This window comes from Streptomyces sp. NPDC050485, assembly GCF_044458185.1.
Taxonomy (GTDB): domain Bacteria; phylum Actinomycetota; class Actinomycetes; order Streptomycetales; family Streptomycetaceae; genus Streptomyces.
In genome coordinates, this window is record NZ_JBITHR010000004.1 from 239,083 (window position 1) to 260,111 (window position 21,029).

Consider the following 21,029-nt stretch of genomic DNA (forward strand, 5'->3'; position numbering starts at 1 on the left):
GGTCCGGCCGGTCGGCCAGCACTTGCCCTGGCTCGTTGGCCCGTGCTCTGTGCTCAGTGAGACGGGCCGCGGACCCTATTAGTTGCACACTGGCGCAAGTCAGCAAGTGTCTATGGTGAAAGCCACAGGGAAGCGGTGCGCCGGTCCCGCTCCGCCGGACCTCCTAGGACGCCGCGCCGACGGCCGGGGTGAGGATGGTGGCGTTTCCTTCCGGCTGGGTGGCGGCGCGCCCGGCGCCGTCGCTCACCTTGATCAGCAGGGCCACGAGGATCCAGTTGGCGACCGATGACGAACCGCCCTGGGCGAGGAAGGGCAGGGCCTTGCCGGTCAGCGGAATCAGGCCGGTCACGCCGCCGGCGACGACGAAGACCTGGAGCGCGATGGTCGTGGCCAGGCCGGTGGCCAGGAGTTTGCCGAACGGATCGGTGGCCGCGAGCGCGGTGCGCAGGCCGCGTTCGATGAGCAGGACGTACAACATGAGGACGAGCATCACGCCGACTGCGCCGAGTTCCTCGCCGATGGTGGTGAGAATGAAGTCGCTGCGTCCGGCGAAGCCGATCAGCCAGGGCTGTCCCTGCCCGAGTCCCGTTCCGGTGAGGCCGCCGTTGCCGAAGCTGAAGAGGGCCTGTGCGGCCTGATCGGAGATCAGGCCCGCGGGGCGCTGGGAGGCTGGCAAGTAGATGTCGAAGGGGTGCAGCCAGGCCACCACGCGGCCGTGGACGTGGGGCTCCAGAGATCCGACGATGAACGCGCCCACGGCTGCCATCACCAGTCCGAAGATGACCCAACTGGTGCGCTCGGTGGCCGTGTACAGCATGAGGACGAAGACCCCGAAGAAGATCAGCGAGGTGCCCAGGTCGCGCTCGAAGACCAGCACCAGCAGGCTGAGCATCCATACGGCGATGACCGGGCCGGCATTGCGGCCGCGCGGCAGGCTGACGCCCCAGACTTTGCGCCCGACCAGGGCGAGGGCGTCCCGGTTGGCCGTCAGGTATCCCGCGAAGAAGATCACGATGATGATCTTCACGAACTCGCCCGGCTGGAACGACACCGGACCCAGGTAGATCCAGCGTTTGGCGCCGTAGGTGTCGCCGGGGAAGAACGCGGGTGCCATCAACAGGAGCAGCGCCAGCGCCATGCACACGTAGGTGTAACGCTGAAGGAGGCGGTGGTGCTCGACCGCTACGACGATCGCGATCAGTACGCCGACGCCGATGGCCGTCCACATCACCTGCCCGGGGGCCGACGCCGTCGCGTGGTAGTGAAGCTTGTACGAGGCGTCGAGCCGGTCGATGATCACCAGCCCCAGGCCGCTCAGCATCACCGCCGCGGGCAGGATCAGCGGATCGGCATAGCGCGCGAAGCGCCGCACTGCCACGTGCGCGGTGAGCGCGAGAGCGCCCAGGCCCCCGCCGTACCCCCAGATCCCAGAGGGCAGGGAGCCATTCATGGCCAGGCCGACGGACGCGTGACCGAACACCGAGATGAGAACGGCGAATGAGACCAGCGCCAGTTCCGTGTTGCGCCGTTGAGCTGTCCAGCTCTTGGCCCCCGACACAAGGCTGTTCGGCATACTCGGCACGGGCCCTCGATTCCCCCACAGATGCGAGACGGCGGTACGCAAGCCGCTCACCCCCCTTGCTTCACTTGCATGATTGCGCAACATAGTAAGCGTGCGAGGCGGGTCGGTGTGTCGGCATGGCCCCCCGCCGGATAGGAGGAAGTATCGCGCAGCGCCCATCTCGCCGAGCTGGGGAGGTGAGTCCGGACGCGCACCCCGGCGCCGCCGGTCCCGTACGGCTGCCGGTTGCGGAGGCGGCACATCTTGGGCGGATCGGCGTCCGAGCGGCCTCGATGGTTGCAATACTTGCGTAACCCCTAAAATGTGAGGCTGCGGGGCTCCAGGATGGAGCTCTGCCCCCAGAAGCGGATCAAGGAGCGAGCGGATGTTCACGGAACTCAGCCCGATGAAGCTGCTCGCCATCGCCATCGTAGCGATCTTCGTCTTCGGCCCGGACAAGCTGCCCGAATTCATCCGGAACGCCACCGGAGTCCTGCGCAAGGTGCGAGCTTTCACCGAGAATGCCAAGCAGGATCTCAGGTCCGAACTCGGCCCGGAATTCAAGGACTTCGAGTTCGAGGACCTCCATCCGAAGGCCTTCGTGCGCAAGCATGTCCTGGATGGCGCCGACGGCCTCGGCTTGAACGAGATCCGCAGCGCCTTCGACCTGCGCCCGGAGCTGGAAGAGGTCTCCGCGGACGTTCGCGATGCGGCGCATGGTGCCGGGGTGAGCCCGGCTGGGGCCGTTGCGCCACCGAGCGCCGAGCATCACACGAAGCAGCCGGGCGCGGTCTCCTTCACCAAGGACGCGGCCGCGCCCGCGCACGCTGCGTTTGATCCGGAAGCTACCTAGAGAGCTACCGGGAGTGCTCGCGGGTGACCAACGCGGGCGCACGTTCTGCTGCGCCCGTCAGTACGTCCGCAACCGCCAAACGGGTGAACTGTTGAGGTTCCTGGTTCGCCCGCTTGCTCGCCAGCTCGCCGCTTCGTGTGCGGTGACAGGGCGACCGATGGCACAGACCGTCACCTTGACGCTGCGCAACTGCAAGAACCCCGGCCAGGGCGGCCGTGCCGAGGGTGCCGTGACGGGCAAGGGAACCACCGTGAGAAGTCCCATCGGGGCCACCGACCTCAAACCCGGGCCCAGGGGAACACTCGTCGGAACCGCCACGATCGCCTCCGGCGCGCGACCCGGCAAGGCGGACATCCACTTCGCCTGCGCCTCCAAGCCCGACGCCGTGGTCGCCGTGAGCATCACCATCGGGCCCGCGACGAGCAAGTCCCCGACACCCCAGCACAAGTCGCCATCAGCGCCCCGTCAGCCGGCGCCGTACTGACCAACCGCCGCCGCGCCTCGGATACGCGCTCAGGAGCTCAGCCGGCGCGCCGTCGAGACCAGGGCCTCGCGCTGGGCTTCAGGGCCCTTCTGTGCGGCGGCGGGGCACGGCGATCGTCGTCCCGGTCGCCGCCTACGCGACTCGGTGTCGCGGTGCGGCCGTTCAGGTCGAGGGCCGCTCCATGGGGCGGCCCTGCCGGTACATCTGCGGGGGTTTCACTCCGGCGTACTGGCCGCCGTCGACGGGCAGTACCGCCCCGGTGATGAACGACGCCGCATCGGAGCAGAGCCACAGAACGGCCGCGGCCACCTCCTCGGCGCGCCCGACGCGTCGCATCGGCGTCGATTCGGCGGCCAGCGACTGGGCTTGCTCGCCCGCCGCTTCGAGGTGGTGGGTGAGGATCGGGCCCGGTGCCACGACGTTCACCCGGATACCGTGGTCGGCCGCTCGACGGAGCTGGCGTCACCACATCGTCGGGCACGGCGATCGCTCGCCCTCCGTCGGCCCGGATCCGGCTCGCGACGGATTCCAGGGCCGTCTGATCCCGGGCCGCGAGCACCACGGCGGCCCCCGAGCGGGCGAAGGCCCGCGCCGTCTCCGCGCCGATCCCTCGGCTGGCCCCCGCTACGAGGGCGGCCCTTCCCTGGAACGTGTCCGCCTCGGACATGGTCAGGCCTTCCGGTACAGGATCGGCATCGCTGTCGTCCGGTTGGCGCGCAGGTTGGCCAGTACGTACCCGCGGAACGAGCTCTTGCTGAACTGCTTGAGTGCGAACCCCGGCAGGCTCATGTCCCACCGCGCGTGGTTGACGAATACGTAGTCGGCCGTACCGATGGGCGCGAGCAGGGTGGAGTTGTCAAGTCCCGTCTCCGTCACGTACCACCCGGCGAGGTGCTCCCAGAGCCGGGTGGCGACCTCGGCGTCCTCGGCGGTGAAGTAGTTGAACAGGAACAGTCCCTGGCGGCTCTTGTCGACGTCGCCCAGGAAGCGCAGGCAGCGGGCCGCCATTTCGTGCACGTCGCTCGCGACTGCCGAGACCTCGGCGGCCATCCGCTGGTAGGGCTCCGACGACCGGACCGCGTCGAGAACGTCCGGGGATTCCGCTTCCACGAGCACGACCACGTCGAAGCGGGCCGGGTGTGCAGCGGCCGGAGGTGCCGGCGGCATCAGGACCGCCCGGTAGACGGTGACCGTACGCACCGGACCCTGGCGCTCCAACTCCGCGGCCAGCACCTTCAGTCGGCCCAGGAGCCCCGCCTTCCGCGGGCCGCCCCGGGGGAACGGAGTGGGCCCGAGCGTCGGCTCGACGGCGGCGGCGAGGTGGAGGTACCCCGTGGCCGGGGGCTCGGTGAACGGGGGCGGCGCGTATTCCGGCCGCGGGTTGACGATCCGCAGTTCCATGACGTCCCTCCTTCCCTGGCTACGTTAGGTCTCTAACGATTCCAGGTCAAACAATTCGATATCTATGGGTTCTGCTAGTGTCGAACCATGCCCCGACCCGCTCACCCCCCGATCGGCCTGCACCTCGCCCGTACCGCGAGGACCGTCGGCCGTGCCTTCGACGAGGCGCTGGCCGAGGTCGGCGGGTCGATGCCGAACTGGCTGATCCTGATCTCGCTGAAGTCCCACCGGCTCGGGAACCAGCGGGAACTGGCCGATGCCGTCGGCATCCGCGGAGCGACACTCACCCACCACCTGAACGCGATGGAGGCAGAGGGTCTCGTCACCCGCAGGCGCGACCCCGCCAACCGTCGCGTCCACCAGGTGGAGCTCACCGAGAAGGGCGAGGCCGCGTTCCAATCCATGCGCGGCGCCGCCACGGCCTTCGACCAACGGCTGCGCCGCGGCCTGTCCAAGGAGGAGACGGCCGCGTTCGAGGACGTACTCGACAGACTCCGGAGCAACATCTCCGACTGATCTGAACCCTGGCGTCGCCGCGCAGCGGACCAGGCATTACGGCATTTTTCGGCGCTACGCACACGCTGTTCCTCAGCGGCGTAGGCCCTCGAAACGATCAGACGGTCAGTTGGCCGTGTGGTCGTGACTTCCGCCGCTGAAGCTCCAGGCCGCGATGTCGCGGTAGCGGATCGGTTCCGGACCGCGGCCGACGTTGCTGACGACCAGGTGCAGGCGCTCGGCCCGCCATCGGCGGCCGACGAATCCGGCGAGCCCGGCGGCGGTCTCCACCGCGCAGGAGGGGGCGCCCCGGCGGGCGCGGGCCAGCGTCAGATGGGGGCGCCACGGCCGGTCCTCAAACGCGACACCGCACTCTTTGACGACGGCACGCACCTCTGCGGCGAGCCCGTGCAGCCCTTCGAGGTCCCCGTCGATCCCGCTCCACAGCACTCGCTCGTCGAAGTGCCCGCCACCGCGCAGCGCCAGTTCGACGGGTCCGCGCGCGGCCGCGAGGTCCGCGAGCGGCGGGCGCAGGAGTGCAAGGGTCGCGACCGGAAGCTCGCCGAGGAACGCCAGGGTGATGTGCCAGTCCTCGATGCGGTTCCACCGCATGCGCGGGTGCGCGGCGTAGGCGGGGCGCAGCTCCCGCGCCAGTTCCTCCTTCGCGTCGTCGGGCGGCGCGAGGGCGATGAACACGCGAACGGTCGCGGACTGGATGTGTTCGTTCACAAAGGACTCCGTGCCGTATTCATGCCGTATCGGTGTCGTATCCGGGTGCCATCCGGGTGGTTCACCAATCGCCTGCTTCGTACGTGGCGTACGCCGCCACTATGCAACGCGGCAGACTCGGCCCTCCGTCCGGCCCGGGCAACAAGGAAGGCCGGCTCATCGCCATGGGGGCGTCGAGCCGGCCTTTCTTGGTGGTGCATGCTCCGCGCGGTGTCGAACCGTCGGCTCGACGGGCGCTGGTCAGTCCGTGCCGAACTCCATCGCGGCGCGGTCCAGCATCTCGTCGTCATCGGAGACCTCGCCGCGGGACGCGATGGCCTCGGCGCCGCCCTCCGGCATGGTGCCGATCAGCCCGGTCGCGGCCGCCTGGGCGGCGCCGATCGCGGGATTGTCGGTGCCGATCAGGCCGAGCCCGGCGTACTGCTCCAGCTTGGCGCGCGAGTCGGCGATGTCGAGGTTGCGCATGGTGAGCTGGCCGATCCGGTCCGCGGGGCCGAACGCGGAGTCCTCGGTACGTTCCATGGACAGCTTGTCCGGGTGGTAGCTGAACGCCGGGCCCGTGGTGTCGAGGATCGAGTAGTCCTCACCACGGCGCAGCCGCAGCGTGACCTCGCCGGTGACGGCCGCGCCGACCCAGCGCTGCAGCGACTCGCGCACCATCAGCGCCTGCGGGTCCAGCCAGCGGCCCTCGTACATCAGCCGGCCCAGGCGCCGCCCCTCGTTGTGGTACTGGGTGACGGTGTCCTCGTTGTGGATCGCGTTGACCAGACGCTCGTACGCCGCGTGCAGCAGGGCCATGCCGGGCGCTTCGTAGATGCCGCGGCTCTTGGCCTCGATGATCCGGTTCTCGATCTGGTCCGACATGCCCATGCCGTGGCGGCCGCCGACGGCGTTCGCCTCCATCACCAGGTCGACGGGGGAGAGGAACTCCTTGCCGTTGATCGTCACCGGGCGGCCCTGGTCGAAGCCGATCGTCACGTCCTCGGCGGCGATCTCGACGGACGGGTCCCAGAACCGCACGCCCATGATCGGCTCGACGGTCTCCACCCCGGTGTCCAGGTGCTCCAGGGTCTTGGCCTCGTGGGTGGCGCCCCAGATGTTGGCGTCGGTGGAGTACGCCTTCTCCGTGCTGTCGCGGTAGGGCAGGCCGTGCGCGAGCAGCCACTCCGACATTTCCTTGCGGCCGCCGAGCTCGGTCACGAAGTCCGCGTCCAGCCACGGCTTGTAGATCCGCAGGTGGGGGTTGGCGAGCAGGCCGTAGCGGTAGAACCGCTCGATGTCATTGCCCTTGAAGGTCGAGCCGTCACCCCAGATCTGGACGTTGTCATCGAGCATCGCCCGGACCAGGAGGGTGCCCGTGACGGCGCGGCCGAGCGGCGTGGTGTTGAAGTAGGCCCGCCCGCCCGAGCGGATGTGGAACGCCCCGCAGGTGAGCGCGGCCAGGCCCTCCTCGACCAGCGCCGCGCGGCAGTCGACCAGGCGCGCGATCTCGGCACCGTAGGTCTTGGCGCGGCCGGGCACCGAGGCGATGTCGGGCTCGTCGTACTGGCCGATGTCGGCGGTGTAGGTGCACGGGACGGCACCCTTGTCGCGCATCCACGCGACCGCGACCGAGGTGTCGAGGCCGCCCGAGAAGGCGATGCCGACGCGCTCGCCGGTGGGCAGGGAGGTGAGGACCTTAGACATGGGAAGAGTATGCATGGTTCTGCATGGGCATGCAAGTGGCCGTATGTATCACCCCGCCGACCGGGACGATCAGCCCGTAAGCCGGTCACGTGCCCCATCGGCCACGTCCTGGCCCGATTGGCCGGCCGGCCGCAAGGGGCACCCGGTGCCGACGCGCGCGGCGAGTTCGGTCCGCAGGGCGGCGAGTTCGGACATGCGGGCGTCGAGGACGTGGATCTTCTCCTCGAACAGCGCGGACAACGCTTCCGCGGCATCGGGCAGCCCGCGCAGTTCCTCGCCGGTCCGTGCGATCTCCGCCAGTGAGAATCCGAGCGTCCGCGCGGTGCGGACATAGTGCAGCCAGGCCACCGTCTCGGGAGCGAAGTCGCGGTAACCGTTGGCCAGCCGCCTGCCTGAGACGAGGCCGGCCTTCTCGTAGAACCGGATGGTGTCCCTGGTCATGCCGGTCTGTGCGGCCAACTCCCCGATACGCATGGCCCTCCGTCGGATGATGAGCTTGACCTTGGACCGTACTCCACTGTTTAGCGTGAGGCGTTGCTGCCCCCAAGAACAGCAGGAGCCTCACTGTGACCTCTCTCTTCGCCCCCGCACGCCCCAACTACCTTCGCGTTGTGCGCGCGAGCGCCTGGTACGACCTCGTCGTCACGGCAGGCTTCGCGACGCCGTGGACGTACACGCTGGTGCACGACGCGCTCTCCTCGCTGGGCGACGCACTGGGGACGGGCGTCCTGCCCGAACTCGACCCGGTGCAGACCATGTACGCGAATCTGATGGGCTCGGTCGTGGTCGTCTGGGCCGTCCTGCGCATCGTCCGGCCCCTGCCGCTGCACGGACTCCTCGACGGCGCCGCACGCACGCTGTTCGCGGCGTGGCAGGCGTACGCGCTGACCCACGGGGCCTTGCGGTTGCTCTGGCTGTTCTTCGCCGTCGAAGTGACATTCGGCGTCGCGCAGCTTGCGCCGTGGTGGCGGTATCCGGTCCGCGGATCCGGTCACCGACGGTCGTGTCCGTCCGTCGACTGACAGACCGCATGGGGCGGGCCGTCGTGGATGGCCAAATCCCCCCTGATACATGGGAGTTATCGCGGATCGGCATCGTTCTCGGATGCCTGCGGAGGCTCACACTCATGGTTGCAGGCCACACCCCCCACGCGATCCCCACGCGATCCCCAGGAGTCCCCCCATGAGACACCCCAAGGCTCTTGTCCTGGCCGCCACACTCGGAATGGCTCTCGCCGGCCTCAGTGCCATCCCGGCGAGCGGCGCGACACCGACCACCGTGACGCCGACCGCGGCAAGCGCCGCCGCAGTCCATTTCACCGGCGCGAAGGACAACGCCGCGAACAGCAAGGCGTTCTATGACGCCGTCATGAAGTCGGTCGCCCAGAAGCGCGCCGCCCACCCGGGCGCGGCTTCCGTCACCGTCTACTACAGCGCGGCCAACGCCCCCACGTTCAGCTCCCAGATATCCCAGGCCGCGCAGATCTGGAACTCTTCCGTGCACAACGTCCAGCTGGCACAGAACGATTCGAGCGCCGACTTCTCGTACAACGAGGGCGACGACCCGCAGAACGGCTCGTACGCGTCCACGGACGGCCACGGCAAGGGATACATCTTCCTCGACTACCAGCAGAACCAGGTGTACTACTCGGTACGCGTGGTGGCCCACGAGACCGGACACGTGCTCGGCCTGCCGGACGACTACAACGGCCCGTGCAGTGAACTGATGTCGGGCCACGGACCCGGTCCGTCCTGCACCAACGCCTACCCCGACACCAATGAGCGCGCCCAGGTGGACAGCCTGTGGGCCAACGGCCTGGCAACCGCCCTCAAACCGACGTCCCGGGGCTGACCGAGCCGTCAGGCGACGGCACGGCGGCAGGGCGAGCGGCGGCACCGGCATGCGGGTCGGTGCGGGCCGGGCGCGTACATCGCCGGGTGTAGGTGCGTTCAATCCCGGGGTGCACGGACGGCGCCGCAATGTCGGTCCGTGGGGCGTCGTGGCGGGCGGGGGGCCGGGCCTAGCGTGGGCAGCGTCCGGTTCGGACCCCCGATGCCCTTTTCCGCTAGGACTTTCCATGATCGAAGCCCATTCCCTCACCAAACGCTACGGCGAGCGCACCGCCGTCGCGGACCTCAGCTTCACCGTGCGACCCGGCATCGTCACCGGATTCCTCGGGCCGAACGGCGCGGGCAAATCCACCACGATGCGGATGCTCCTCGGCCTCGACGCGCCCACCTCGGGACGTGCGGTCGTGAACGGCAAGAGCTACGCCGAGCACCGGGCGCCGCTGCACGAGGTGGGGGCGATGCTGGAGGCACGGGCGATCCACACCGGGCGCAGCGCGTACAACCACCTGCTGGCCCTCGCCGCCACGACCGGCATTTCGGCCCGTCGGGTGGACGAGGTGATCGACCTGGTCGGACTGCGCGCGGTGGCGAAGAAGCGGGTGGGCGGTTTCTCCCTCGGCATGGGCCAGCGGCTCGGCATCGCCAGCGCGCTGCTCGGCGATCCGGCGACGGTGATCCTCGACGAGCCGGTCAACGGCCTCGACCCCGAGGGCATCCTGTGGATACGCAATCTGCTCAAGGGGCTCGCCGCCGAGGGCCGTACGGTCCTGGTGTCCTCGCACCTGATGTCCGAAATGGCGCTGACCGCCGAGCACTTGATCGTGATCGGCCGCGGCCGGCTGATCGCCGACACCTCGGTGGCGGAGTTCACGGCCCAGGCCGCCGGTGACATGGTGCGGGTACGCACCGACGAGGCGGAGAAGCTGCGCGGGCTGCTCGCGGGTCCCGACGTCACGGTCGGGACGCAGGAGCCGGGGGTCCTCGAAGTGAGCGGTCTCAGCAGTGACCGGATCGGCCGGATCGCCGCCGACCACGCCATCGCGCTGGCCGAGCTCACCCCGCAGCAGGCCTCGCTCGAAGAGGCGTTCATGGAGCTGACCAGGGACGCCGTGGAGTACCAGGCCCCGGCGCCGGAACTGGTCGCCGCGGGCAGCGAAGGAAGTGCGGCATGACGACGGCATCCATCATCCCCGCCGCGGCGCGCGGCGAGGTCACCCAGATCCGGGTGATCCACTCCGAGTGGATCAAGCTGCGTTCGCTGCGCTCCACGCTCTTCACGCTGCTCGCCGCCGTCCTCGCGATGATCGGTCTCGGGCTGCTGTTCAGCTACTTCACGGCCGACCGCTGGGCGCATCTGCCCGCCGACGAGAAGGCCAACTTCGATCCGACCCTGGTCAGCCTGCGCGGCTTCTACCTGGCCCAGCTCGCCGTCGGCGTACTCGGTGTCCTCGTGGTCAGCGGCGAGTACGCGACCGGCATGATCCGCGCCTCGCTGTCCGCGGTGCCCCGCCGCCTGCCCGTCCTGTGGGCCAAGGCGCTGGTGTACGGGGTGGTGGCGTGGGTGCTGACGACGGTCGCCTCACTGGTGGCGTTCCTGATCGGCCAGGCCGCGATGTCCGGGCACCACCTCGGGACCTCCCTGAGCGCGCCCGGAGTGCCGCAGGCGGTCCTCGGCGCCGGGCTCTACCTGACGGTGGTGGGTCTGCTCGGGGTGGCGTTCGGCGCCCTGATCCGCAACACGGCGGGTGGCATCGCCACCGTCTTCGGCGTCCTGCTCGTCCTGCCGGTGCTCGCCGAGGCCCTGCCGTCGTCGTGGTTCCAGCACATCAACCCCTACCTGCCGAGCACCGCCGGACAGGGGCTGCTCCACATCCACCAGGCCCCGCATACGCTGGCCCCATGGACCGGATTCGCATTCTTCTGCCTGTACGCGCTGGTCGCGCTGGCCGGGGCGGGAGTGGCGCTCAAGCGGCGGGACGCCTGATGAGGCCGGCGGCGACCGGCTCCGGTCACGGCACGGGTGAACCGACGCCGTGCCGCGGCCGCGCCGCCGGTCCTTCCCGGCCCGGCCGGGCCGGATCATGACGTACGCGCACGTGGCCGCCGTGCGACAGCGGGCCGAGTCGTGGCGTGCCCTCGCGGTGCGCGCCCGGCTGCGGGCACGTGCCCGGCTTTCGCCGCTCGCGGTGGACGCGCTCTTCGCGGCCGCCGTCTTCATCGCCCTCACGGGCATGGCACGCCGGCCGCTGCACGATCACCCCTGGGCCATCGTGGGCTGCACCGCCCCGATGGTGCTGCCGCTCGTGTGGCGCAGGCGGGCGCCGTTCGCGATGTTCCTGACGATGTCGGCCGTCGCGTTCGCCCAGTGGCTCGCCGACCTGCGGCTCCCGGCGGACATCGCACTGCTCATCGGCCTGTACACGGTCGCCGCGTACGCGAGCAGGCAGCGCACCTGGCTGGCCATCGGCGTGCTCGAAGGCGGGGTGCTCCTGGCCGCGGTCCGCTGGGCGCCCGAGGACAGGGCCGCCGAGACGTTCATCGGGCTCTCCGCGATGGTCGTCGCCGCCTCGGTCATCGGCATCAACATGCGCGGCCGGCGCGCCCAGATGGCGTTCCTCGAAGAGCGGGCGCTGCGCCTCGAACGCGAGCGGGACCAGCAGGCGCAGCTCGCCGTCGCCGGAGAGCGCTCCAGGATCGCCCGCGAGATGCACGACATCGTCACGCACAACCTGTCGGTCATGGTGGCGCTCGCCGACGGCGCGGTCTTCGCGCAGGACCGAGCTCCCGAGCGGGCCACCACGGCCATGCGCCAGGTCTCCACCACCGGACGCCAGGCGATCACCGACATGCGGCGCTTCCTCGGCGTACTGCGGGCCGACGAGCCGGACGCCCTGCGTCACCCCATGCCCGCCATCGCCCAGTTGGAACCGCTGGCGGACCAGGTGCGCGCCGCCGGACTGCCCACCCTCCTGGAAGTCGCCGGGGATGCGTCGGCCGCGCCCGCCGCCGCGCAGTTGACCGTCTACCGCCTGGTCCAGGAAGCCCTCACCAACACCCTCAAGCACGCACCGCCGGGCACCCGGGCCGCCGTGCGGGTCAGCTGCGGCCCCCAGGAGATCACCGTCGACGTCACCGACGACGGCCCCGCCGCCGAGTTCCCCACCACCACGACCGGTCACGGTCTGCACGGAATGCGGGAGCGGGCCGCGGCCTACGGCGGTGAGCTGACGGCCGGGCCGCGACCCGGCGGCGGCTGGCAGGTCCGTGTCGTGCTCGCCCTCAACGGAATCGAAGCGTGACCGCATGACCATTCGTGTCCTTCTCGTCGACGACGAACCGCTGCTGCGCATGGCCTTCACCATGGTGCTCGACGCACAGGCCGACATGGCGCCGGTCGGCGAGGCCGGCGACGGCTCGGAGGCCGTCCGGCTCGCCCGCGAGCTGCGGCCCGACGTCGTACTGATGGATGTACGGATGCCCGGCACCGACGGCATCGAGGCGACGGAGCGCATCGTCGCCGAGTCCCCGGAGTCGAAGGTCCTCATCCTGACCACGTTCGACCTCGACGAGTACGCCTTCGCCGGGCTGCGGGCCGGCGCCTCGGGCTTCCTGCTCAAGAACGCGCTCCCCGAGGAACTGCTCGCCGCGATCCGCTCCGTCGCGGCCGGCGACGCGGTCGTCGCACCGCGCATCACGCGGCTGCTCCTGGAGAACTTCGCCCACCAACTCCCGTCCGGCACCGGCCGGGGCGACGACGATCGGCTCGGCAGGCTCACCGCCCGTGAACGCGAGGTACTCACGGAGGTCGGGCGGGGTCTCTCCAACGCGGAGATCGCCGCCGCGCTGCACCTGGCCGAGGCGACGGTGAAGACCCATCTGAACCGCATCCTGGTCAAGCTGGAGCTCCGCGACCGGGTCCAGGCCGTGGTGTTCGCCTACGAAACCCGGCTCGTCCGGCCCAGGTAGTGGGGCCCCGCCTTATGTGCTGGGGCCCGCACCGTCGTGCGACCGCCCGCCCCGGTCGCGCCCACCGCCGCATCGGCCATCGGGTCCGGCTGAGCCGCACCCATCTCAGTCCAGTACGTCCGGCTCCTGCTCGCATACGAGGTCGCTGAGGATCTGGAAGTTGTGCCGGGCCATGTTGGCGTTGCTGAACTGGCGGTGGGCGAGGCGGACTTCGTCGTCGCTCATGTGGCGGGGGCTGCCGGCGGCGTCCGCGAGGAGCTGCATCTGGCAGGCGCGGTCCATGGCGATGAACCACCAGGCCGCCTCCGCCACCGAACCGCCCACAGCCAGCAGGCCGTGATGGCGCAGGATCGCGGCCCGCCGATGGCCCAGGCGGGCGGCGATCCGTTCGCCCTCCGTGCTCTCCAGCACCAGTCCCTTGTACTCGTCGAAGAGCACGTGGTCGTCGTGGAAGGCGCAGGACTCCTGGACGATCGGGGCAAGGTGCTTGTCCAGGGACGCGAACGCCCGTCCGTGAATGGTGTGGGCATGGGCCACCGCCACAACGTCGGGGCGGGCACGGTGGATCGAGGAATGAATCCAGAAGGCGGCCTTGTTGGTGCGCCGCTGCCCTTCGAGTATGTGCCCGTCCTCGTCGATGAGCAGCAGATCGCTCACCCGCATACGGGAGAAGTGCACCGCGTAGGGGTTCACCCAGAACCGGTCGGGGAACTCAGGGTCGCGGGCCGTCACATGCCCGGCGATCCCCTCGTCAAAGCCGTACCGGCCGAAGAGGCGCAAGGTCACCGCGAGTTGCCGTTTGCGATGCTCCCGCTCGGTTTCCATGGAGCCGCCCGGAGCCGCCAACTCGGGGATGTCGAGCTGCGGCACCTCCATCCGCTCGGACGTTTCGATACTGGATGATGTCGACATGCCTACCGTCCCTCCTCGCTGGGCCAGGTCGGAGTATGGCAACCGATCAGCCGGTGAGAGACGGGAGTTGATGCTCCCTCGGTCGGAACTTGAGCGACTGACCGACCGGGGAGGCGGCGAAGTGGAAATCGCCCCGGGGGTTGTCCCTGCGTTGCATGGGCGGGCTGCCCGGTGGGGCGAGTGGATCTCGGGCGCGCAGGCTGGACGCATCCGGCTCTCCGATGCAACCAGCCGGTTGTGGAAGGTGAGTTCGCCCGTGTCCGACGTGGCGGGCGCGGCTGTCAGCCCTGCTGTTTCGGGGCGGCGAGGGTCTGGAGCGCCCGGGTGAGCTGGTCGGTGGTGAGCGGTGGGGCGGGCAGGGGGGCGGCGGCCTCGGCTCGCAGTCCGGCGAGGAGCAGGTGGAGTTGGCGCAGCCAGGTGCCGGGGGCGGCGGTCATCGAGGCCGGGACGACGCGTCCGAGGGCGGCCAGCATGAAGAGGAGGTCCTCGACGGTGACGTCGTCGCGCATGGCGCCCTGCTCCTGGGCGCGGCCGATCAGCAGGGAGACCGTCTCGTGGTGGTGGGCTTTGAGGGCGTCCAGGGACGGAATGCCCTGGGTCCCCGTGGTCATCAGGTCGTTGGCACCCCGGTCGGCGGCCAGGCCTTCGAAGATGTGCTCCAGATAGCGGACCAGACCGTCCCAGGCGTCCTCGGCCTTCCTGGCGTCCTCGCCGCGCCGGAGGGTGTCGTTGAGCGACTCGCCGAAGACCGCCTCGATGAGTGCGCCCCGGGATGGGAAGCGCCGGTAGAGGGTGGCGTTGCCGACGCCGGCGCGGCGGGCGATGTCGTCGAGCGGCGCGTCCACGCCCTGCTCGGCGTAGATCTCGCGGGCGGCGGCGATGAGCAGCTCGCGGTTGCGCAGGGCGTCCCGCCGCAACGGGGCCCGGCCGCTGTCCTCGGCCGATGCCCCGCGCTTTCGCGTAGCGCTCACAGTCCCTCACCACTCCCGCCGTGCACCGGTGCTCGTACCACTGTCGCGGACTGCACCCTAGCAACAAACCGTGGACCGCTCCCCGGTTCGCTGCTAGGGTCGGATCGCGAAGTGGGGGCAACTCCCCACTTGACGGGCCATGGCCTTCCCGAGGGGCCTGCCCGAGGTCATGGCCCGACGACGAAGGGACGACAATCCGTGAGCACGATGCCCGAGTTCGAGACTCTCGCACCGGCCGGCACAGACTTCACCGCCGACCCCTATCCCGTCTACGCCCACCTGCGCGAGCAGGGTCCGGTACACCGCGTGCCCACCGGGGAAGCCGGTGACATCTGGGTGGTCCTGGGGCACGAGGAGGTGCGGAACGCCCTCACAGACGTCCGGTTGAGCAACGATGTGCGCCACTCCTCCCGCTGGGTGGACGACGGCGGTCATGCCATCGGCCGCAACATGCTCCAGACCGACGCGCCCCAGCACACCCGGCTGCGCAAGCTGGTCGCGGGGGAGTTCACCGCCCGCAGGATCGAGTCGCTGCGCCCGCGCATCCAGCAGCTGACCGATGAACTCCTCGACGCCATCGCCCCGTTGGCCGGCGCCGATCTCGTGGAGTCGCTCGCGCGACCCCTGCCCATAGCCGTCATCTGCGAGCTCCTCGGTGTGCCGGCCACGGACCAGGAGCCCTTCCGTGTGTGGTCCCACGACATGGTCTTCCCGCCCACCCCTCAGGTTGCCCTGGCAGCGGCCAAGTCGATGACCGACTACCTCACCGACTTGCTCCGGGCCAAAGACCGCTCCCCGGGCGACGACCTCCTCAGCGCGCTGGTCCGGGCCCGCGACGCGGAAGGTGCCCGGCTCGGGCCGGAGGAACTGCTCGGCATGGCGTTCGTGCTGCTCGTCGCGGGCCACGAGACCACCGTCAACCTCCTCTCCAACGGGACTTACGCCCTACTGACCCACCCCGAGCAGCTCACCGCGCTGCGCGCCGACCGGTCCCTGCTCGATGGAGCCATCGAGGAAATGCTGCGGTACGAGGGGCCGGTGACGTCCTCGGCGTACCGCTGGGCCACCGAGGACGTGGAGATCGATGGGGTGACCATCCCGGCCGGCGAGGCCGTCCTGATCCTGCTGGGATCCGCTTCCCGGGACCCCCGCCGCTTCCCCGACCCGGACGGCTTCGACATCCGCCGCCCCCGTGCGGGCACCGGCGGTGTGGGGCACCTCGCTTTCGGACACGGCATCCACTACTGCCTGGGCGCCCCGCTCGCCCGCCTGGAGGCCACGGTCGCCTTCACCGCGCTGCTCGACCGTTTCCCCGACCTCACCCTCGCCACGGACCCAGCCCAACTGCCCTGGCGCCCCGGCCTGATCCGGGGCCTGGCCGAACTGCCCGTCCGATACGGCCCCCGCGGCTGAGGGCCCGGCGGCCGACTACGCGGGAGATGGGATTCCGCGAGCCGCTGACGCGCTGGCTGATAAGTGCCGTGAATATTGTGCCAGTTGGGCTGAAGACGTGGGCCGCGCGGCCGTCTTCCGTGGTTGGCTCGTAGCGGCGGAGCGGCCCACTCGCAGTTCAACCCGGTGGTCTGCACGTCAAGTTGAAGGGGCGTGCGGTGAGGATCTTCATCTCCTCCGACATGGAGGGCACCGCGGGGGTCGTCGACTGGGACCAGTGCAGGCCTTCGGGCACCCAGTACGGCTATTTCCGCGGCCTGCTCCAAGGAGAGGTGAACGCTGCCATCGAGGGCGCGCAGGCCGGTGGCGCGAGTGAGTTCCTCGTCAACGACTCGCACTCGGCGATGGCCAACCTCCGCCCGGACGAGCTCGCTTGCCGCGCTCGCTACCTGTCTGGCCGCCACAAGCCGCTGTACATGATGCAGGGCCTCGACGCCTCGTTCGACGGCGTTTTCTTCGTCTCCTACCACGGGTCGATGTCCGGTCCGGCCTCCACGCTGTCGCACACCTACAACCCGAAGGCGATCGCCGACGTCCGGCTCAATGGCGTACCCGCGGGGGAGAGTGGCATCAATGCGCTGGTGGCACTCGGGCACGGGGTGCCGGTGGTACTGATCACGGGTGACCGGATCACGGCCGAGGAGGTCGAGCCGTTCTGTCCCGGTATTCGTGCCGCTGTGGTCAAGACCTCGGTGTCGCGTTTCGCCGCCGACAGCATGCACCCGGCGCAGGCCCGCGAGGTGATCCGGGAGGCCGCCCACGAGGCGGTCCGGCACCTGCCGCAGGCCACAGTGCCCGCGATCGAACTCCCCGCCACACTCACCGTCCGGTTCCGCAACGCGGACCTGGCCGAGATGGCGACGTGGATCAACGGGGCGGTGCGCGACGACGACTTGACCGTGCACCTCACCGACGCGGACCCGATCCGCCTGTACCGCAGATTTGTCGCCGTGGTCATCCTCACCCGGTCCATCGCCGAGTGACCGCGGGCATTTCGGAAGGAGCCACGTTCACCCCATGAACACCACTTGGGAACCTGCGGCCGAAGGCGTCATGCAACTGCCGTCGGGTCTGCTGGTGCGCGGCCGGGGCCTGAGGAAGCCCCTTTCTCCAGGGCCCCGGCCCGAATTCGCGCTCCACCTGCGCGGCCGCCGGCCGGCGCCGGTCGACTGGGAGAGCCGGTGGTTGCGCTGGCCGGACTTCTGGCTGCCGTCCGATCGGGCGGGTTTCGCGAACGCACTGCGCGGACTTCTGGCCCGTGCCGAGAACGAGCGCGTGGAAGTCGCCTGCGGAGGCGGGTTCGGACGTACGGGCACGGCCCTCGCCTGCCTGGCCGTTCTGGACGGCGTACCCAACGCCGATGCGGTCGCCTACGTACGGAAGCACTATGCGCACCGCGCCGTCGAAACACCGTGGCAGCGACGCTTCGTGGCCACCTTCGCGTAGTGCCCTCTCGAAGGTGACCGCAGCCGGGAGACGGGCGTCACAGACTTACGATCTATTTATTTAGGTTAGCCTAACCTCTCATGAGCCTCATTCACCTGGCCGCCTCGGCCGGCTACACCACGCCTCCACTCTGGCGAATCCTCACCAAGTCCAGCTATTTCCTCGGGCTGTCCGGGGCCATCGGCGCCACGGTGACGTACGCGGCAGCAGTTCGCCCGGCGCTCCGCTCGCCGGAGAACGAGCGCGGTGACATCGACGCTCTGCGTCGGCGGACGGCGATGTACCTGGCCTGGTCCGGGGTCGTACTGCTCGTGGCCGGCTACTTCCAGCTCGCTGCCCGCGTGTCCCGGGCCGGCAAGGGCATGCCGTTCGGCGACGCTCTCGCGCCGGGGCGGATCTGGGACTTCCTGCGCGCACCCGCGGCGAAGGGGGCCTGGGTGGCGCAGGGGACGATCTATCTGGTCCAGAACGTCGTTCTGGTCCTGGTGTCGGCCGCCCTGGTCGCCCTGCTCTTTTCCCAGGCGCGACGACACCTCGACACCATCGCGCTGACCGCCCTGCCCCTTACCGTCGCAGTGTCACTGATCGCGGCGATACCGGCCACCGCGCCGACGGACGCCGACAAGGTGCTCGACCTGCTGTTCGACCAGGTCCACATCATCAGCGGCACGGTCTGGATCGGCGGTCTGGCCCTGCTCGCCACCCTCGCGAGAGCTCGCGGCCGACTCGGCGAGAGCGCCGGAGCGTTGTGGGCGGACCTCTGGCGCCGCTTCAGCTTCGTCGCCCTGGTCTGCGTCGGTGCGGTGCTCACCTCCGGACTGTGGATGAGCTGGAAGCACGTCGGCAGCATCGGGCAGCTGTGGACGACGAGTTACGGATTCTTCCTGCTCATCAAGATCGCGCTGGTCCTCGCCATGGTCGTAGCCGGCGGCTTCAACCAGTTCTGGCTGATGCCCCGCATCGCCCAGGCCCGCCGCGCCGACTCCACCGCCTCACTTGTGCACCTGACGCTGCGGCACTTCCCGGCGGTCGTCTGGGCCGAGGTCGGCCTCGGAATCGCCGTCCTGGCCGTCGTCCCGTTCCTCAGCGGCTCCGCCCGCTCCGAGGCCGGCAGTCCGCAGCCCGCCATGAGCGGCAGCATCTTCGCCGCGGGCGCCGCACTGGTCCTCACTCTCGTGGCGTCGCTCTACATCACGGTCAAAACCTCCGACGCCCTTGCCCGCCGCCAGGACCTGGCCACGCCCTGACCCGCCCCAACCTGGAATGGGCCCGGGCGAGGGGTGTGAGGCGGCATCCGCGGATGGCCGTCCAGGCAGTGATCCGCAGCGGGTCGGTCCGATGCCGAGCGTCGCAGAGCCGCCCTGTCAGTGCCGGAACCTACCCTGGCCGCATGATCAATGGCGCGCACGTCATCATCTACAGCCGCGACGCGGAAGCGGACCGGGCCTTCTTCAGGGATGTGCTGGACCACCCGCACGTCGACGCGGGAGGCGGCTGGCTGATCTTCAAGCTTCCGCCCGCCGAGATCGCCGTACATCCCACTGAGGGCCCGGAGTCGCAGGAGCTGTATCTGATGTGCGACGACGTCGATGCGACCGTGCGGAACCTGGCTGCGAAGGGTGTGGAGTTCACGCAGCCGGTCACGGACGCACGCTGGGGCCGCCTGACCAGGTTCCGTCTGCCGGGCGGTGGTGAGGTGGGCATGTACGAGCCTCGCCACGAACGGGCCACCGAGCTGTGAGGGATCCCGGCACCGGGGCCCCGGATGCCTGGTAAGTCCGACGGCGGCGTCCCGAGTGCACCCCGATGCCGCGGATGCGACGGTGAACACAGTCAGTCGCTGTGAAGGGACGGTCGCCGTGAGGACGCCGAGCAACCTCCACCGCTCAACGCGTCGCTCACTCGCGAGAACGGTGTACCTCGCGAGGTGGCTTCTCGCGGTGGCGGTCACGGTCGTGATGGTCATGGCGGCGGGCGGCTGCGCCGGGGAACCGGCCGGGCCCGCGAACGCGGCAGACAGCCCCGCCCTGCCACAGGTCTCCATGGCCGATCACACCTACCGGGTGCCGCAGCCGCTGCCGGACCGTCCCCCGGGCACGCTCATCGCCGCAACCGACCACGGAACCGACACCCGGTTCGGTGGTGCCCGGCACTGGACCGTGCTCTACCACTCGGTGAACGCCCATGGAGTCGACGTCCCCGTCAGCGGCACGGTCCTCCTCCCGCCGGGCGCACCGCCTCGCGGCGGGTGGCCGGTGGTGTCCTGGGCACACGGCACCACTGGCGTCGCCGACTCCTGCGCACCCTCGCAGATGTCCGACCTGGGGTCCGACGCCTACGCCAAGGAACTGCGCGCACTGCTGCAGGCCGGCTACGCGGTGACTGCCACGGACTATCCGGGCCTTGGCACCCCCGGCATGCACACCTACCTGGTGGGCGCGGACGAGGGCAACGCGGTCGTGGACATCGTCACCGCTGCCCACCACCTCCTGCCCGGCCTGGGAAACCTCTGGTTCGCGGTCGGGCACTCCCAGGGCGGGCAGGCCGTGCTGTTCGCCGCCCAGGCTCCCAGCCGAGCAGGGGCGGCCCGGCTGGCCGGTACGGTCGCCATTGCCCCGGCCAGCCACCTGGAAGCGATGCTGCCGGGCGTCAAGGCCTCGCACGTGCCCAGCGAACTGTCCTTCGCGTTCTACGCGCTGGCCGGTCTGAGCGCCACTGACCCCTCCCGTACCTTGCCATCGCTGCTCGGGACCCCGGCGGCGGAGCTCGCCTTCCGCGTCCTCGCGCAATGCCAGGCGGCCGGCTACCCGGTGCTGAGACACGTCAACACCGAGGAGGCCCTGCCGCTGAGCACCGGTCAGCTGGCCCGGATCGGACAACAGATGGGCGACTACGGGGACCCCGACCGCACCGCCATCCCCACCCCGGTCCTGGTCGTCCAAGGCCAGGAAGACCACGACGTGCCGCCCGCGTGGACCGCTGCCGTGGTACAGAACCTGCGCGGCCTCGGCTCGCCCGCGATCATTCCCCGCACATATCCCGGCGCGGGCCACGACCAGGTCCTCGGCCAGTCCATCTGCGATCTCCTCACCTTCCTCGGCACCCACGGAGGCCGCGCGCCGACTTCCTGCACTCCCTTCCGCACCGACTCCGGCTGAGGCGCGGGGACAGAGGAAGACGAGACGGCCAAGCCCAGGGCATGCCCCGCTCAGGATCAGCCGAG

General features: G+C 69.9%; 23 protein-coding genes and 1 pseudogene. 15 read left to right on the top strand and 9 right to left on the bottom strand.

The genetic code is table 11. From position 1 onward, the window contains the following. Window positions 1-163: 163 nt before the first annotated feature. Window positions 164-1,573 carry an FtsW/RodA/SpoVE family cell cycle protein gene (locus tag ACIBK6_RS10375; RefSeq protein WP_399050564.1) on the bottom strand — a complete coding sequence of 470 codons (1,410 nt, stop codon included), beginning with the start codon at window positions 1,571-1,573 and terminating at the stop codon, window positions 164-166. Window positions 1,574-1,946: 373 nt separating this feature from the next. Between ACIBK6_RS10375 and ACIBK6_RS10380 the strand changes: the two genes are divergently transcribed. Together ACIBK6_RS10380 and ACIBK6_RS10385 are read left to right on the top strand one after the other, a co-directional pair. Continuing rightward, window positions 1,947-2,414, top strand: coding sequence for a sec-independent translocase (locus tag ACIBK6_RS10380; protein ID WP_399050566.1), 468 nt, complete (start codon window positions 1,947-1,949; stop codon window positions 2,412-2,414). 157 nt (window positions 2,415-2,571) lie between these two features. Then, window positions 2,572-2,898, top strand: coding sequence for a hypothetical protein (locus tag ACIBK6_RS10385; protein WP_399050568.1), 327 nt, complete (start codon window positions 2,572-2,574; stop codon window positions 2,896-2,898). Window positions 2,899-3,060: 162 nt separating this feature from the next. On the opposite strand, the gene ACIBK6_RS10390 is transcribed toward ACIBK6_RS10385, so the two are convergent. The 3 genes and pseudogenes from ACIBK6_RS10390 to ACIBK6_RS10400 all read right to left on the bottom strand — a co-directional run bounded on the left by ACIBK6_RS10390 (window position 3,061) and on the right by ACIBK6_RS10400 (window position 4,299). Beyond that, window positions 3,061-3,324, bottom strand: a complete 264-nt coding sequence (locus ACIBK6_RS10390) for an SDR family oxidoreductase (RefSeq protein ID WP_399050570.1) — start codon at window positions 3,322-3,324, stop codon at window positions 3,061-3,063. A 97-nt stretch (window positions 3,325-3,421) separates the two neighbouring features. Beyond that, a pseudogene (locus ACIBK6_RS10395) lies at window positions 3,422-3,565 on the bottom strand (SDR family NAD(P)-dependent oxidoreductase); the annotation flags it as partial. 2 nt (window positions 3,566-3,567) lie between these two features. Then, window positions 3,568-4,299, bottom strand: a complete 732-nt coding sequence (locus tag ACIBK6_RS10400) for a hypothetical protein (RefSeq protein WP_399050572.1) — start codon at window positions 4,297-4,299, stop codon at window positions 3,568-3,570. 87 nt (window positions 4,300-4,386) lie between these two features. On the opposite strand from ACIBK6_RS10400, the gene ACIBK6_RS10405 reads away from it, so the two are divergent. Further along, window positions 4,387-4,815, top strand: a complete 429-nt coding sequence (locus ACIBK6_RS10405; RefSeq protein WP_399050573.1) for a MarR family winged helix-turn-helix transcriptional regulator — start codon at window positions 4,387-4,389, stop codon at window positions 4,813-4,815. Between the two features lie 105 nt (window positions 4,816-4,920). Here ACIBK6_RS10405 and thpR read toward each other — a convergent pair whose 3' ends face one another. From thpR to ACIBK6_RS10420, 3 genes are all read right to left on the bottom strand, one after another. Then, a complete protein-coding gene (thpR, locus tag ACIBK6_RS10410) occupies window positions 4,921-5,523 on the bottom strand; it encodes an RNA 2',3'-cyclic phosphodiesterase (RefSeq protein ID WP_399050575.1) in 603 nt (200 codons plus the stop codon). A 240-nt stretch (window positions 5,524-5,763) separates the two neighbouring features. Continuing rightward, window positions 5,764-7,209, bottom strand: coding sequence for an argininosuccinate synthase (gene argG, locus ACIBK6_RS10415; protein ID WP_399050576.1), 1,446 nt, complete (start codon window positions 7,207-7,209; stop codon window positions 5,764-5,766). 69 nt (window positions 7,210-7,278) lie between these two features. Beyond that, on the bottom strand, window positions 7,279-7,683 hold the full coding sequence (locus tag ACIBK6_RS10420; protein WP_399050577.1) for a MerR family transcriptional regulator: 405 nt from the start codon (window positions 7,681-7,683) through the stop codon (window positions 7,279-7,281). 92 nt (window positions 7,684-7,775) lie between these two features. On the opposite strand from ACIBK6_RS10420, the gene ACIBK6_RS10425 reads away from it, so the two are divergent. The 6 genes from ACIBK6_RS10425 to ACIBK6_RS10450 all read left to right on the top strand — a co-directional run bounded on the left by ACIBK6_RS10425 (window position 7,776) and on the right by ACIBK6_RS10450 (window position 13,025). Continuing rightward, the gene (locus ACIBK6_RS10425) at window positions 7,776-8,231 is read left to right on the top strand and encodes a hypothetical protein (protein WP_399050579.1); all 456 of its coding nucleotides are present in this window, start codon (window positions 7,776-7,778) and stop codon (window positions 8,229-8,231) included. A gap of 160 nt (window positions 8,232-8,391) precedes the next feature. Further along, entirely contained in the window at window positions 8,392-9,060 is a 669-nt protein-coding gene (gene snpA, locus ACIBK6_RS10430; RefSeq protein WP_399050580.1) for a snapalysin, read from the top strand. A gap of 226 nt (window positions 9,061-9,286) precedes the next feature. Next, entirely contained in the window at window positions 9,287-10,231 is a 945-nt protein-coding gene (locus ACIBK6_RS10435; protein WP_399050582.1) for an ATP-binding cassette domain-containing protein, read from the top strand. Continuing rightward, window positions 10,228-11,043 (top strand): ABC transporter permease subunit, encoded by an 816-nt coding sequence (locus ACIBK6_RS10440; protein ID WP_399050584.1) that lies wholly within the window; start codon window positions 10,228-10,230, stop codon window positions 11,041-11,043. The genes ACIBK6_RS10435 and ACIBK6_RS10440 overlap by 4 nt, the downstream gene beginning before the upstream one ends. A 49-nt stretch (window positions 11,044-11,092) precedes the next feature. Continuing rightward, window positions 11,093-12,358: a sensor histidine kinase gene (locus ACIBK6_RS10445; RefSeq protein ID WP_399050586.1), complete on the top strand. Its 1,266-nt coding sequence runs from the start codon at window positions 11,093-11,095 to the stop codon at window positions 12,356-12,358. A gap of 4 nt (window positions 12,359-12,362) precedes the next feature. Further along, window positions 12,363-13,025, top strand: a complete 663-nt coding sequence (locus ACIBK6_RS10450) for a response regulator (protein WP_399050587.1) — start codon at window positions 12,363-12,365, stop codon at window positions 13,023-13,025. 105 nt (window positions 13,026-13,130) lie between these two features. Here ACIBK6_RS10450 and ACIBK6_RS10455 read toward each other — a convergent pair whose 3' ends face one another. Both ACIBK6_RS10455 and ACIBK6_RS10460 read right to left on the bottom strand, forming a co-directional pair. Next, entirely contained in the window at window positions 13,131-13,937 is an 807-nt protein-coding gene (locus tag ACIBK6_RS10455) for a class II aldolase/adducin family protein (protein ID WP_399050589.1), read from the bottom strand. A 281-nt stretch (window positions 13,938-14,218) separates the two neighbouring features. Continuing rightward, window positions 14,219-14,908 carry a TetR/AcrR family transcriptional regulator gene (locus ACIBK6_RS10460; protein WP_399050590.1) on the bottom strand — a complete coding sequence of 230 codons (690 nt, stop codon included), beginning with the start codon at window positions 14,906-14,908 and terminating at the stop codon, window positions 14,219-14,221. A 207-nt stretch (window positions 14,909-15,115) separates the two neighbouring features. Between ACIBK6_RS10460 and ACIBK6_RS10465 the strand changes: the two genes are divergently transcribed. The 6 genes from ACIBK6_RS10465 to ACIBK6_RS10490 all read left to right on the top strand — a co-directional run bounded on the left by ACIBK6_RS10465 (window position 15,116) and on the right by ACIBK6_RS10490 (window position 20,964). Continuing rightward, window positions 15,116-16,321 (top strand): cytochrome P450, encoded by a 1,206-nt coding sequence (locus ACIBK6_RS10465; RefSeq protein ID WP_399050988.1) that lies wholly within the window; start codon window positions 15,116-15,118, stop codon window positions 16,319-16,321. Window positions 16,322-16,518: 197 nt separating this feature from the next. Continuing rightward, window positions 16,519-17,343, top strand: coding sequence for a M55 family metallopeptidase (locus tag ACIBK6_RS10470; RefSeq protein ID WP_399050591.1), 825 nt, complete (start codon window positions 16,519-16,521; stop codon window positions 17,341-17,343). A 34-nt stretch (window positions 17,344-17,377) separates the two neighbouring features. Next, window positions 17,378-17,806 (top strand): protein-tyrosine phosphatase family protein, encoded by a 429-nt coding sequence (locus ACIBK6_RS10475; RefSeq protein ID WP_399050593.1) that lies wholly within the window; start codon window positions 17,378-17,380, stop codon window positions 17,804-17,806. Between the two features lie 80 nt (window positions 17,807-17,886). Next, window positions 17,887-19,053: a copper resistance D family protein gene (locus tag ACIBK6_RS10480; RefSeq protein ID WP_399050594.1), complete on the top strand. Its 1,167-nt coding sequence runs from the start codon at window positions 17,887-17,889 to the stop codon at window positions 19,051-19,053. 143 nt (window positions 19,054-19,196) lie between these two features. Beyond that, the gene (locus ACIBK6_RS10485; RefSeq protein WP_399050596.1) at window positions 19,197-19,547 is read left to right on the top strand and encodes a VOC family protein; all 351 of its coding nucleotides are present in this window, start codon (window positions 19,197-19,199) and stop codon (window positions 19,545-19,547) included. 199 nt (window positions 19,548-19,746) lie between these two features. Then, a complete protein-coding gene (locus ACIBK6_RS10490; RefSeq protein ID WP_399050597.1) occupies window positions 19,747-20,964 on the top strand; it encodes an alpha/beta hydrolase family protein in 1,218 nt (405 codons plus the stop codon). Window positions 20,965-21,029: the final 65 nt, after the last annotated feature.

Excerpts from the sequence above, each read along its gene's own strand:
- ACIBK6_RS10435 (WP_399050582.1), top strand. The coding sequence starts at position 9,287 with ATGATCGAAGCCCATTCCCTCACCAAACGCTACGGCGAGCGCACCGCC.
- ACIBK6_RS10465 (WP_399050988.1), top strand. The coding sequence starts at position 15,116 with ATGCCCGAGTTCGAGACTCTCGCACCGGCCGGCACAGACTTCACCGCC.
- ACIBK6_RS10475 (WP_399050593.1), top strand. The coding sequence starts at position 17,378 with ATGAACACCACTTGGGAACCTGCGGCCGAAGGCGTCATGCAACTGCCG.
- ACIBK6_RS10405 (WP_399050573.1), top strand. The coding sequence starts at position 4,387 with ATGCCCCGACCCGCTCACCCCCCGATCGGCCTGCACCTCGCCCGTACC.
- ACIBK6_RS10380 (WP_399050566.1), top strand. The coding sequence starts at position 1,947 with ATGTTCACGGAACTCAGCCCGATGAAGCTGCTCGCCATCGCCATCGTA.
- ACIBK6_RS10450 (WP_399050587.1), top strand. The coding sequence starts at position 12,363 with ATGACCATTCGTGTCCTTCTCGTCGACGACGAACCGCTGCTGCGCATG.
- ACIBK6_RS10480 (WP_399050594.1), top strand. The coding sequence starts at position 17,887 with ATGAGCCTCATTCACCTGGCCGCCTCGGCCGGCTACACCACGCCTCCA.
- ACIBK6_RS10420 (WP_399050577.1), bottom strand. The coding sequence starts at position 7,683 with ATGCGTATCGGGGAGTTGGCCGCACAGACCGGCATGACCAGGGACACC.
- ACIBK6_RS10400 (WP_399050572.1), bottom strand. The coding sequence starts at position 4,299 with ATGGAACTGCGGATCGTCAACCCGCGGCCGGAATACGCGCCGCCCCCG.
- ACIBK6_RS10385 (WP_399050568.1), top strand. The coding sequence starts at position 2,572 with ATGGCACAGACCGTCACCTTGACGCTGCGCAACTGCAAGAACCCCGGC.
- ACIBK6_RS10440 (WP_399050584.1), top strand. The coding sequence starts at position 10,228 with ATGACGACGGCATCCATCATCCCCGCCGCGGCGCGCGGCGAGGTCACC.
- ACIBK6_RS10375 (WP_399050564.1), bottom strand. The coding sequence starts at position 1,573 with ATGCCGAACAGCCTTGTGTCGGGGGCCAAGAGCTGGACAGCTCAACGG.
- snpA (WP_399050580.1), top strand. The coding sequence starts at position 8,392 with ATGAGACACCCCAAGGCTCTTGTCCTGGCCGCCACACTCGGAATGGCT.
- ACIBK6_RS10455 (WP_399050589.1), bottom strand. The coding sequence starts at position 13,937 with ATGTCGACATCATCCAGTATCGAAACGTCCGAGCGGATGGAGGTGCCG.
- argG (WP_399050576.1), bottom strand. The coding sequence starts at position 7,209 with ATGTCTAAGGTCCTCACCTCCCTGCCCACCGGCGAGCGCGTCGGCATC.
- ACIBK6_RS10485 (WP_399050596.1), top strand. The coding sequence starts at position 19,197 with ATGATCAATGGCGCGCACGTCATCATCTACAGCCGCGACGCGGAAGCG.